At 71.0% G+C, this 12517-nt stretch carries 7 protein-coding genes; 3 read left to right on the forward strand and 4 right to left on the reverse strand.

Going from position 1 to position 12517, the window contains the following annotated elements; genetic code table 11:
* Positions 1–62: 62 nt before the first annotated feature.
* Entirely contained in the window at positions 63–773 is a 711-nt protein-coding gene (locus DMC18_RS01935) for a MauE/DoxX family redox-associated membrane protein (RefSeq protein WP_199228410.1), read from the reverse strand.
* Positions 774–881: 108 nt separating this feature from the next.
* On the opposite strand from DMC18_RS01935, the gene DMC18_RS01940 reads away from it, so the two are divergent.
* Complete coding sequence (locus tag DMC18_RS01940) at positions 882–1268, forward strand: MerR family DNA-binding protein (RefSeq protein ID WP_110119450.1); 387 nt, start codon at positions 882–884, stop codon at positions 1266–1268.
* A 28-nt stretch (positions 1269–1296) separates the two neighbouring features.
* Here DMC18_RS01940 and DMC18_RS01945 read toward each other — a convergent pair whose 3' ends face one another.
* Together DMC18_RS01945 and DMC18_RS01950 are read right to left on the reverse strand one after the other, a co-directional pair.
* Positions 1297–2133: a DUF1206 domain-containing protein gene (locus DMC18_RS01945; RefSeq protein ID WP_233245222.1), complete on the reverse strand. Its 837-nt coding sequence runs from the start codon at positions 2131–2133 to the stop codon at positions 1297–1299.
* Between the two features lie 206 nt (positions 2134–2339).
* Positions 2340–4316: a transglycosylase domain-containing protein gene (locus tag DMC18_RS01950; protein WP_110119451.1), complete on the reverse strand. Its 1977-nt coding sequence runs from the start codon at positions 4314–4316 to the stop codon at positions 2340–2342.
* A gap of 475 nt (positions 4317–4791) precedes the next feature.
* Here DMC18_RS01950 and recQ point away from each other — a divergent pair, with 475 nt between their 5' ends.
* Positions 4792–6642, forward strand: coding sequence for a DNA helicase RecQ (gene recQ / locus DMC18_RS01955; protein ID WP_233248038.1), 1851 nt, complete (start codon positions 4792–4794; stop codon positions 6640–6642).
* Positions 6643–6856: 214 nt separating this feature from the next.
* Complete coding sequence (locus DMC18_RS01960) at positions 6857–7183, forward strand: hypothetical protein (RefSeq protein ID WP_110119453.1); 327 nt, start codon at positions 6857–6859, stop codon at positions 7181–7183.
* A 306-nt stretch (positions 7184–7489) separates the two neighbouring features.
* Here the strand turns inward: DMC18_RS01960 and DMC18_RS01965 are convergent.
* Positions 7490–12517, reverse strand: a 5028-nt coding sequence (locus DMC18_RS01965) for a putative Ig domain-containing protein (RefSeq protein ID WP_110132657.1), incomplete at its 5' end; no start/stop codon positions are given.

Genomic DNA, 12517 nt, shown 5'->3' on the forward strand with positions numbered 1-12517 from the left:
GTTTGAGAGACCCCTCATCCGTCGCCTTTCGGCGACACCTTCTCCCGCAAGGGGAGAAGGAATTAGTGGCCGCGAACCAGCATCCACACCGCCATCGCCACCATCATCACGTTCTCGGTCAGCGAGATGAACCCCAGCGGCACGTTGCTGTCGCCGCCGACGCAGGCGCATTTCAGGTCGCGCCTGTCGAGATAGACGGCCTTGAACACCGAGACCGCGCCGATCCCGCCGATCACCAGGGCCAGGGGCGCGGAGAACCAGGTCAGCACGCCCGCCGTCATCAGCACCCCCGCCAGGCCCTCCGCGAACGGATAGATGTAGCCGTAGGGCACCCAACGCTTGGCCAGCAGGTCGTAGCCCAGGAACATGCTGGAGAAGCTCTCGATGTCGCGCAGCTTCTGGATCGACAGCACGACCATGGAAAAGCTGATGAACCACTCGACCGCACGCGGGGTGAGCAGCGTCCCGTCGACCACATAGGCGGCCGCCAGGGCCAGCAGGGCGGTCATGGCGAAGAGGGCGATCACCGGCTGGTAGGTCTTGGCCTTGGGATCGCGCGGCTTGCCGCCGAAGAACCGCCGCAGGTCGTCGAAGCCGCCGATCCGCTCGCCGCCGATGAACACCTGCGGCGTGGTCTTGACGCCGTGCTGGGCCTTGAAGGCGTCGGTCTCCTCGCGGGTCTTCAGGTGATGATCCTCGACCGCGTAGCCCCGGGCGCGCAGCAGGTGGCGGGCCTTCAGGCCGTAGGGACAGACGTGCTTGTCCATCACCATGCGGTAGAGGACGGCGGTCTTCGGGGCGGCTGAACTCACGGCGGGTCTCCTTGTACGCGAACCGGACCCGCCTCATATGGGTTCCGTACCATGGTACGGAGTCAAGGCATGGCCACAGATACAATCGCGGGCTTGGCCCGGGCCGGCGGCGTGGGGGTGGAGACCGTCCGCTACTACCAGCGCCGGGGCCTCCTGGAGACGCCCGAGCGGGGTGAAGGCGTGCGGCGCTATGACGACGAGGCCGTGCGGCGGCTGCGCTTCATCCGCTCGGCGCAATCGGCCGGCTTCACCCTGGAGCAGATCGGCGAGCTGCTGGCGCTGGACGCCGGCCAGGACCGCGCCCGGGCCCGCGAGCTGGCCCGTGAGCGCATCGCCGACCTCGACGGCAAGATCGCCGAGCTGCAAGCCGCCCGCGCCGGCCTGTCGCGCCTGCTGCACACCTGCAGCGCCGGCGACGAAGGCCCCTGCCCGATCATCGCGGCGTTCGAGGCTTAGCTCCCCTCTGCCAGAGGGAGAGGGAAACCTAAACCGCCGGCGGCCGGATCCGCCGCCAGATCGCCTCGCCGAAACCAAACACCCCGAACGCCACCAGCCCCAGGGCCACCACGCCCAGCAGCCAGGCGCCGAGCGGCTGGCGTTCGAGGGCCTGCAAGGCCCCGGCCCAGCTGCGGGCCTCGCTGCTGCGGGCGTGCCAGCCGGCGCCGACCACGAACAGGCCCACGCACAGCGTCGCAAAGCCCCGCGCGGCGTAGCCGAACCGCGCCAGGGGCACGAGGCGGCGGCAGGCCGCCTCGCCGCAGTCCAGGCGCTTGGCGAAGTCCTGGGCCAGGCCTTGGACGACCCCGCCGATCCCGACGCCCAGCAGGACGAGACCCGCCGTCATCAGCAGGTGGTCGCCATGGGGCAGGGCCAGGATGGTCGCGGCCGTGGCGTCGGCGGTCTGCTCCTCGTCGGCCTCGCCGACGTCCTCGAAGGCGTCGAGCAGCTCCAGGGCCGACCAGGCCAGGGAGCCGTAGACCATGCCGCTGACCGCCTGGCCGGCGCGGATCGCCCAGGCCTTGGGCGAGGTCCCGTGGCGGTCGGCGTCGAACACCGCCTGCAAGCCCCGCCAGAGCGAAAAGCCGATCAGTCCGGCCGCGACCAGGGCGATCAGCGCCAGGCCCGGCGGCCACTTCGCCCAGGCCGCCAGCATCGCCGTCGCGCCGCGCGCCCGGGGGACGAGATCGGCCGCCGCCAGCAGGGCCAGGCCGCCCAGCCCGACATAGACCGTCCCCCGCGCGGCGTAGCCGAGGCGGGAGGCCCATTCGAGCAGCGTGCGCAGGTCGAGGCGTCGTCGGGATTTGCGGAGGAACAGGCCCATCGGGCGCTCAACGGCGCGTCGGGCGCCGGCGTTCCGCGCCTCCCCAAAACCTCTCCCAGAGGGAGAGGGAGGGGCCCGCGCCGAAGGCGTGGGAGGGTGAGGGGTTACGACGCCTGACGTCGTGCCGGCGCGCCGTCGATGGTCCCTGCCCCCTCATCCGACCTGCTTCGCAGGCTGCCTTCTCCCTATGGGAGAAGGAAGCCCGATCAGTAAGGCAGTTCCGGCGCCGTCTGCTGGGCCGGCTGACCAGCGGCCGGGGGCGGGGTCGCGCCGGGATCGGCCGTCGGCGTCTCGCCAGCGTTCAGAAGGTCGCCGATCGGATCGCTGGTCGGCGCGGGCGCCTCGGCGAAGCCGCCGGGGATCGGGGTGGCCTTCAGGCGCGGCAGGGCCGAGCTCATGAACACCTTCCAGATCTCGGCCGGCGGACCCCCGCCGCTGACCCGCTTCATGGCGGTGTTGTCGTCCTTGCCGGTCCACACCGCGGCGACGAAGCCGCCGGTGTAGCCGACGAACCAGGCGTCCTTGTAGTCGCTGGTGGTGCCGGTCTTGCCGGCGATGTCGTAGCCGGCGACCTTGGCGCGGCCGCCCGTGCCGCCGTTCACCACCTGGCGCATCATCTGGTTCATGTATTGCAGCGACGGCGAACCGATCACCGACGAGCGCGGCTGCTTGTCGACGCTGTGGTCGTAGAGAACCTTGCCCGAGGCGGTGCGGATGCGCTCGATGCCGTAGCCCTTGGCCAGGAAGCCGCCATTGGCGAACGGGGCGTAGGCCTGGGCCATTTCCAGCGGGCTGACCTCGACGGCGCCCAGGGCCATCGACGGGTCGAGCTGGATCTTGCTGGTGATCCCCAGACGACGGGCCGTGGCGGCGACGTTGCTGGTGCCGACCTCGTTGGCCAGGCGGGCTGCGACCGTGTTGATCGACTGGGCCAGGGCCGTCTGCAGGGTCATGGGACCAAGGAAGGTGTTGGTGTAGTTCTTCGGCTCCCAGTTGCCGATCTTCACCGGCTCGTCGACCACCATGACCGACGGATTGCGGCCCTGGTCCATGGCGGTGAGGTAGACGAACGGCTTGAAGGCCGAGCCGGCCTGGCGGCGGGCGCTGGTGGCGCGGTCGAACTGGCTTTCGCCGTAGTCCTCGCCGCCGACATAGGCGCGGATGCGGCCCTCGCCGTCGATGGCCACGAGGGCGGCCTGCTGCACGCCCTGCTTCAGGTGGCCCTCGACGCCCAGCTGCACGGCGCGCTCGGCCGCGACCTGGATCGGCAGGTCGAGCGTGGTCTCGACCACCAGGTCCTCGGTGGGCTCGCCGACCAGCGAACGCACCTGGGCGTCGACATAGTCGGTGAAGTACTGGGCGCGCTGGTTGGCCAGGGTGGCCGAGACCTGGACCGGGGTCTTGAAGGCCTCGTCGCGCTGCTCGGCGGTGATCGCCTTGATGCGCACCATCTCGTCGAGCACGACGGTGGCGCGGCGGGCGGCGCGCTCGCTGGCGCTGACCGGCGAATAGCGGGCCGGGCCCTTCATCATGCCGGCCAGCAGGGCCGATTCACCGATCGTCAGCTGCGAGGCGGGCTTGTTGAAATAGCGCTGCGAGGCGGCCTCGATGCCGTAGGCGCCGGCGCCGAAATAGACCCGGTTCATGTACAGGGCCAGGATCTGCTTCTTGCTGAACTTCAGCTCCAGCCAGACGGCCAGGATCAGCTCCTGGGCCTTGCGCTTGTAGTTCTGGGCCGGGCTGAGGAAGAGGTTGCGGGCCAGCTGCTGGGTGATGGTCGAGCCGCCGCGTTGGGGGCCGCCCTCGTGGGTCAGGTTCCAGATCAGCGAGCGGCCGATGCCCCAGGGGTTGAACCCGAAGTGGTGGTAGAACTGGCGGTCCTCGATGGCGACGAAGGCGGCCGGCACGTATTCGGGCAGGGCGTCGATATCGACCGGCGGCGCATACTGGCTGCCGCGCACGGCCAAGAGGGCGCCCGAGCGGTCGAGATAGTTGATCGAGGGCTGGCGGGTGACGTCGTAAAGCTTCGACGTATCGGGCAGGTCGCGCGCGAACACCGCAAAGAAGGTGACCACGAAGATCAGCCCCCAGACCCCCAGCACCGTCGCCCAATAGAGCGCCGCCTGGAGGGGCGTGCGAGAAGTCTTCGCCGGCTTGTTTCCGCCGAAGGCGCCGTTAGCCATCTGTAACCCTAGGTCTCGTGCAACCCCGCCCGTGTGGCGGTGTCATAGCTCACGCCGACCAAACACGCGATAGGATTGACGAGAGATGAACGCGGTTTAACCCAGATGCGCCGGCGGCCCCCTGGCCGGCGCTCGCGCCCTCGGGCCCGGTCCGGATCGGCGCGCCAGACCCGCCGGCGGAGGCTTGCGGCGGATGAGCCGGCCCGGGTCGAGCGCGCCAAGGGACGGTGGGACTGGGCTCCAAGATGCTCCCCCTGAAGGGGGAGCTGTCGCGTAGCGACTGAGGGGGAAGTGATTGCCCCCGTCAGCAGCGGTGTTGAGCTCAGCAGGGACTTCCCCCTCCGGCCCTTTGGGCCACCTCCCCCTTCAGGGGAGGGTCTGGATGCGCGGCCACCTCCCCGTTCCACGGGACAGGAACAAAAAATCCGCCGTTTCCGGCCTTGGCGCGGGCGGCCGCCCCTGCCAGAAGAGCCACGTGTCCACCGCCCTCGCCTCCCCGCCCTCGCTCGACGCCGCGCGCGACGTCCTGCGCCGCACCTTCGGCCATCAGGACTTCCGCGGCCTGCAGGCCCAGGTGGTCGGCGAACTGCTGGAAGGACGCAGCGCCCTGGCGGTGCTGCCCACCGGCGGCGGCAAGAGCTTGTGCTACCAGATCCCCGCCCTGGTCCGCCCGGGCCTGGGCCTCGTCGTCTCGCCGCTGATCGCCCTGATGGCCGACCAGGTGGCCGGGCTGCAGCAGGCCGGGGTCGCCGCCGAGCGCCTGGACTCAAACACCCTGCCCGAGGAGCGCGCCGAGATCTGGCGGCGCATCGAGGCCGGCCAGCTGGATCTGCTCTATCTGTCGCCCGAAGGCCTGATGCAGGGCTGGATGCTGGAGCGGCTGTCGCGCCTGCCGCTGTCGCTGGTGGCCGTCGACGAGGCCCACTGCGTCAGCCAGTGGGGCCATGACTTCCGGCCCGAATACCGGATGCTGGGCCGCATCGCGGAAGTCTTCCCCAACGCCCCGCGCCTGGCGGTGACCGCCACCGCCGACGCCCGCACCCGCGACGACATCCGCGCCGAGCTGCGCCTGCAGGGCGCGGCCGAGTTCGTCGACAGCTTCGCCCGCCCCGAACTGGCCCTCAACGCCGAGCGCAAGCGCGGCAAGGGCCATGACCGGGTGATCGAGCTGGTCACCGAGCGGCCGGGCCGCGCCGGCGTGGTCTATGCCGGCAGCCGGGACTCGACCGAGAAGCTGGCCCAGGCGCTGATCGACAACGGCGTGCCGGCCTTGGCCTATCACGCCGGCCTCGACAAGACCGTCCGCGCCCGCCGCCTGGAGCAGTTCCTCGAGGCCGACGAGGCGGTGATGGTGGCGACCATCGCCTTCGGCATGGGGGTCGACAAGCCCGACGTCCGCTTCGTGATCCACGCCGACCCGCCGGCCGCCATCGAGGCCTATTGGCAGGAGATCGGCCGCGCCGGGCGCGACGGCCAGCCCGCCGAGGGCATCACCCTCTACAGCAGCTCGGATCTCGCCTGGGCCGGCCGCCGCATCGACAGCCGCGAGTCCCCCGACGAGGTCAAGCAGGTGCAGAGCCGCAAGCTGCGGCAGTTCTACGCCATGCTCGAGGGCATGACCTGCCGCGCCGCCGCTGTCCGCCGCTATTTCGGCGAGGAGGGGGTGGAGCGCTGCGGAACCTGCGACATCTGCGTCTCGCCGCCGAGCGGGATCGACGCCAGCCAGGCGGCGCAGAAGGCCCTGTCGGCCGCCCATCGCCTGGGCGGACGCTTCGGGCGTGGGCGCCTGATCGACCACCTGCTGGGCAAGACCAAGGACGTCACGCAGCAGGAAGCCCAGATGTCGACCTTCGGCATCGGTAAGGAGTTCAGCCCGCAAGGCTGGCGCGACCTGCTCGACACCCTGGTGTTCGAGGGCCTGCTGCGCGAGGACCCCAATGACGGCCGGCCGCTGATCGGCCTCGGCGACGCCGAGGGCGTGCGCCAAGTCTATCGCGGCGAGCGGCAGGTGTCGCTGCGCCAGGCCCCCGGGGGCGACGCCGGCGGCAAGGGCGGCGGTGGAAGCGGCAAGAGCCTGCGCCGACGCCAGGCCCTCACCGTGCCGCCGGGCGACCAGCTGCTGTTCGAGGCCCTGCGCGCCTGGCGCAAGGACCAGGCCCAGGCCCAGCACGTGCCGCCCTACGTCATCTTCCACGACGCCACCCTGGCCGAGATCGCCGCCGCGCGTCCCACGACCCTGCCGGCCCTGGGCAAGTCGGGCGGCGTGGGCCAGGGCAAGCTCGACCGCTACGGCGAGGCCGTGCTGAAGGTCGTGCGCGACAACTGAGGCCGCCAGGGGACCGGAGCGCTCGGAGCCGCCCTCCGGGACATCTGCGGGGCGATGCACGCAAAAGCTGTCGCCCGCCCCTCTTGTCCGAACCAAACCGGCTCGCCAGGTGTTAGTCTCCAGACCCACCGCGCGCGCCGCCGCGCCCTCCAACGCCCTCAGGGCCCCCAGGACCCCCAGGGCCCTCGAACACACCCCAAATCGGGAGACGCCGATGACCGACGCCACCATCAAGACCGATCTCGCCGGCGAGGCCAGCGCCGCTTCCGCCCGCGCCAAGAGCAGCGCCAAGAAGACCGCCTCCAAGGCCACCGCCGCGGTCAAGAAGGCCGCCGCCACCGTCGCCGAGACCGCCACCGAAAAGACCCAGGTCGCCCGCGACTACGTGCACGACAAGACCGACGCGGCCATCGCCTGGTCCAAACCCAAGGCCGAAGCCGCCCACAAGGCCGCCGAGGACCACCCCCTGGCCCTGGCGCTGGGGACCTTCGTGGCCGGCGCGGTGTTCGGCTTCCTGCTGGCCCGCAACTTCGACCGCTGACCTTCGCGCATCGCTGAAGACGAGAACGCCCGGCGGGTCCGACCCGCCGGGCGTTTTTCGTGTGTTCCTTCTCCCCTTGCGGGAGAAGAGCCTCATCCGGACTTGATCCGGGGTGTCGGCCCCCGGGTCCGGCCAAAGGCCGGCCCGAGGATAAACTCCGCCGACGGATGAGGTGTCGCACTCACGAAAAACGCCGCGACAGCTGGTCGGCTGTCGCGGCGTTCGACGTCTGAGAGACCCCTCACCCGACCCCCGCTTTCGCGGGGGCCACCCTCTCCCGCAAGGGGAGAGGGCTCCGGGTCAGGATCAGAAGGGCGACTGGACCGAGAGGCGGACCCCCTGGCTGTCGCTGTCCTTCGACACCGAGTTGTCGAAGTCCAGACCGATCTTCCAGCCGCTCTTGACCGTCAGGTCGGCCCCGAGTTCCAGCCGCAGCTGGTCGCGGTCGATCGGATCCACCGCCAGGCGGTAGGTCGGCCCGCCCACCCAGTCGGTGTAGCTGAGCAGGGCGTCGTTGGCCTTCTCGAAGTCGTGCGAGTACTCGACCCGGAAGCGCGGCGCCAGCAGGCCGGCGGCGGTCTTGCGGGCGAACTCCCCGCGCAGGCCCAGCGTGCCGGTCAGGCTGCGCACGGTCTGCGAGTGGTAGGTCAGACCGTAGGGTCCGCCACCGTCTTCCGAGAAGGCGTCCAGGACCGACCGGCTGTAGGCCACCCGTCCGTAGGGCGACAGCAGGCTGGTCGGGGTCCGATGCTCGACCCCGAAGGTCAGAGCCGCGAACACCTGGTCGCCGTCACGCTGGCCGTTCACCAGCTCGCCCGTCGTGGTGACGTAGCGGCGGGTGTCGAAGTCCAGCGATCCGAGGCCGATGACCCCGTCGACGAAGGTCTTCTCGCTCGGCTGCAGGCTGGCGTAGAGGCCGGCGCTGTAGCTTTCGGCCCGGCTCTTGGTGCCGTTCTTGCCGACCCGGCTGGAGTCTCGGCCGTAGCCGAAGCCCACACCGAAGGCGAACTGCCCGTTGACCCGGTAGTCGGCGCCGGCGGTGAGACCGTCGGTCGTGAAGCGGAAGCCGCTTTGCGAACCGACCGTGTCACGCATCCCGAAGTCGGCCGAACCCGCGGCCCACACGCCCCAGCGCTTGGGACCGGCCTGGCCGTCTTCGCCGTCGTTCCCGGGCGCCGCGTCGGCCGACGAGGCGGCCGGCAGCAGCGGCGAGGACGGATCGGCCGCGTCGTTCATCCCGAGGCTGGCGTACTTGCGGAACCGCTCGCGCGCTTCCAGCCCGTCTTCCCGCTCGGTGTTGCCGCCGCGGACGCTGACCCCGAACCCGCGACCCGCGCCGCCGCCGTTGTGCAGTTGCTCGAGGCGACGGTTGAAGTTGCTGATCTGGGCGTCGGCGAACCGGATGGCCGCCGCGTCCTGAGCCGCGACCAGACCCTTCACTTCCGGATCCTGCGAGGGATCGGGACGAGCCGTGACGATCACGTTGATCCGGCCTGGGGCCGAAGTCGCGAAGGCGTTGCTCAGCGTGTAGGTCACCACCGCCGTGCCCGCGAAGGCGTTGTCGGGGGTGAAGGTCAGGGTGTAGGCGCCGGTCGAGGGGTTGGTGATGACCGCCGCGCCCGAGTTGGCCGGGGTGATCGCCACCACCGCCGCGCCGATGAACGGCCCGCCGCTGGCGTTGGTCACCAGGTTCACGACCGCCTTCTGGCCGGCGAGGATCTCGACGGTGATCGGCGGGGCCGTGAGCGGCGCCGGGTTGACCGTCACCGTCACCGGCACCGGATCAGAGGCCCCGAAGGGATTGTTGATCCGGTAGGTGAAGGCGTCGGCGCCCGAGAAGCCCGTGGCCGGGGTGTAGACGATGTTCAGACCGTTGATCGTGGCCGTGCCCTTGGTCGGGGCGGTGGCGACGGTGACGCTCGTGAACGGGCTGCCCGTGGCGCCTTGGGTCGCCGCCAGGGTGGTCGATTGACCAGCCAGGACGGTGATGACCTGGGCGGTCTGGGTCGGCGTGGCCAGCGGGGTGACCGTGACGGTGACCGTCGCCGGACCGCCCGTGCCGCCTTCGCCGGTGGCCGTGTAGGTGAAGGTGTCCGTACCGAAGAAGTTGGTGGCCGGAGCGTAGTTCACGGTCAGGCCCGACACCGTCGCCGTGCCGTGGCTGGGAGCCGTGGCGATGGCGATGGTGCTGATCGGACCGGTGTCGTTGGCGGTCACCGCGATGTTCACCGTCGCGTTGGCGGCGAGCGAAGCGGTGTCGTCGACCACGACCGGGGCCGGGGCGGCGACGGCGACGCTGATCGCGGCCGGCGACGAGGTGCCCCCGGGACCGGTGGCGGCGTAGGTGAAGCTGTCCTGACCATAGTAGCCGGGGTTCGGCGTGTAGATGATCTGGACCGTGCCCGAGCCTTGCGACCGCATCCGCGACGCGCTGCCGGTGACCGTCGCCGTGCCGTGTTGCGGCGGGTCGACGATGATGACGCTGTCGTAGAAGCCGTCGATCAGGTTCGAGACGTCGATGGTGGTCGGCGAACCGGCCGGAGTCGTGGTGTTGGTCGGCTCGACCACCGGCGGCGGGGCTTCTTCGACCACCAGCGTCATGTCGTAACGCTGGGAGTACGGACCCCGGCCGCCCGTGGTGTCGGTGACCCGGATCTGGAGCGGGAAGCTCCCGGCCTCGGTCGGCGTGCCCGAAAGCACGCCGGCGGCGCTGAAGCTCACCCCGGCCGGCAGGGCGCCGGTCACGGTGTAGCTGTACGGCGCCACGCCGCCCGTGGTCTGGAACGCCTGGCTGAAGGCGATGCCGTAGGGCACCGGCGACAGCGAGGTCGGCGTCAGGTCGAGGACAGCATCCAGAACATCGATCTGCAGGCTGCCGGTCCCGACCGCGCCGTAGCTGTCGGTCGAGGTGACGTTGACGTTGTAGGTCCCGCTCGCGGTCGGCACGCCGGAGAAGACCCCGGCGCTGAAGCTCACTCCCGGCGGCAGGGCGCCGCCGGTCATGCTGTAGGTGTAGGGGCCCGTGCCGCCGATGGTGGAGACCGGCGCGTTGTAGGGCTGGCCCGCCTCGACCATGTCGTTGGCCAGGGACAGAGACAGGGTGACCTGGGCGATGGTCGAGGTGAAGGGCGCGGAGCCCGTGAAGCCGTTCGCATCCGTCGCGGTGACCGTGAAGTTGTAGGTCCCCACGGCCGACTGCGGCACGACGCCCGAGATGACGCCGTTGCTGGCGAGGGTCAGGCCGGTGGGCAGAGCCCCGGCCGTCACCGCGTAGCTGTAAGGCGTCGCGCCGCCGGTGGCCCCGAGCGTGCTGCTGTAGGGCACGGTGGCCGTACCATCGAGCGGCCGCGGGGGCAGCGTGATGGTCGGGGCCGCGATCACGAGGTTCACAACGGTGTCGCCCGTCGCGCCGTTGACGTCGGTCGCCGTGATGGTGAGCGGGAAGGTCCCGGCCACGGTCGGCGTGCCCGAAAGCTGGCCGGCCGCGGATAGGGTGATCCCGGCCGGCAGGGCGCCGGCGGTCAGGGCGTAGGTGTAGGGACCCGTGCCGCCGGTGGTCGACAGCGCCTCGCCATAGGCCTGGCCGCCGACGCCGCTGGACGGCGTGCCGGTGACCAGGGTGACCTGGGCCATCGTCAGGCCGTAGGCGCCGGAGACCGTGAAGCCGTTGGCGTCGGTGGCGGTCACCGTGAAGGTGAAGCTGCCGCTCGCCGCCTGGACGGCCGCGCCGGAGATCACGCCGGCCGAGCTGAGGGTCAGCCCCATCGGCAGGGCGCCGGCGGTGACCAGGTAGGTGTAGGGCGACGTGCCGCCCGCCGCCGAGAAGGTGGCGGTGTAGGGCACGGTGACCGTGCCGTTCGGCACGCTGGCCGGCGACAGGGTCATGGCCGGCGCGCCGACCGTCAGGCTGTAGGCCGACGGAGTCCCCGCATAGGGACCCGGCGAGCCCGAGCCGTCGCTCGGCGTGATCGAGAAGTTGTAGGAGCCGGTGGCCGTCGCCGAGCCGGAGAGCACGCCCGTCGTGCTCAGGGTCAGGCCGGGCGGCAGAGCGCCGGCGGTGACCGCGAAGGTGCGGGGCGCGACGCCGCCCGTGGCCGCGAAGGTCTGGCTGTAGGCGACGAAGGCCGTGGCGGTCGGCAGAGCGCCGGCCGTCGGGCTGGTGATCGTCACCGTCGGGGCGGCGATGGTGATCGGGAAGCTGGCCGAACCGGTCGCCCCGTAGGCGTCGGTAGCCGTGATCACCGCGTTGAACGTCCCGGCGGCGGTCGGCGTGCCCGAGAGCACCCCGGCCGTGCTCAGCGCCAGGCCCGCCGGCAGGGAAGCGCCGGCGAAGGTGTAGGGCGCCGTGCCGGTCGTGGCCGTGAAGGTCGCGTCCGTATAGGCGACCGCCACCGTGCCGCCCGTCGGGGTCCCGGCGACCACGAGGGTCGGCGCGGTCACCGTGATCGAGACCGTGGCCGGAGCCGAAGGCCCGCCGGCGTTGGAGGCGGTGTAGGTGAAGCTGTCGACGCCCGAGTAGCCGGCCGTCGGCGTGTAGAGGAAGGTCATCCCGCTGACCGTGGCCGTCCCGTGGGCCGGGGCGGTGGCGACGGCGACCGAGGTCGCCGGCACGCCGGACAGGGCCGGGGTGACCGTGTTGTCGCTGCTGTTGGCGGCGACGGTCGTGGAGACCGCCCCCGACGTCGGCGGCGCAGGCACGTTCACGGCCAGGCTGTAGGCCGTTTCGACGATGTACGGCCCGCTGCCGGTCGTGGAGTCGGTGGCCCGGATGGTGATGTTGAAGGTTCCCGTGACGGTCGGCGTGCCCGAGAGCACACCGCCGGTCGACAGGGTGACGCCGGTCGGCAGCGCGCCGGACGTCACGGTGTAGGTGTAGGGCGACGTGCCGCCGGTGGCGGTGATCGTCTCGTTATAGGCGGAGTGCTGGGTCGCAGCCGACAGGTTGGCCGGGCTCATGGTCAGGGTCGGCGCGCCGACCGTGACGTTATAAACCCGCGAACCCGTGTAGGGGCCCACGCCGGTGCTGGAGTCGGTGGCGGTGATCGTGAAGTTGAACGAACCCGAGGCCGTCGGCACGCCCGAGAGCAGGTCGCCGGACAGGGTCAGACCGGCCGGGAGGGCGCCGCTGGTCACCGCGAAGGTGTAACCGCTGGTCCCGCCCGACGCGGTGATCGTCTGGCTGACCGCCGTGCCGACCACGACCGTGCCCAGGGTGGTGGGCGAGATCGTGATGGTCGGCGCCGAGACGGTCAGGGTGTAGCTCCGCACGCCGGTGAACGGCGCGCCGGTCCCCGTCGAGCTGTCGGTGGCGGTGACGTCGAAGGTGAAGGTCCC

Origin of the sequence: Caulobacter sp. D5, assembly GCF_003185805.1 — a bacterium.
Lineage (GTDB): Bacteria > Pseudomonadota > Alphaproteobacteria > Caulobacterales > Caulobacteraceae > Caulobacter.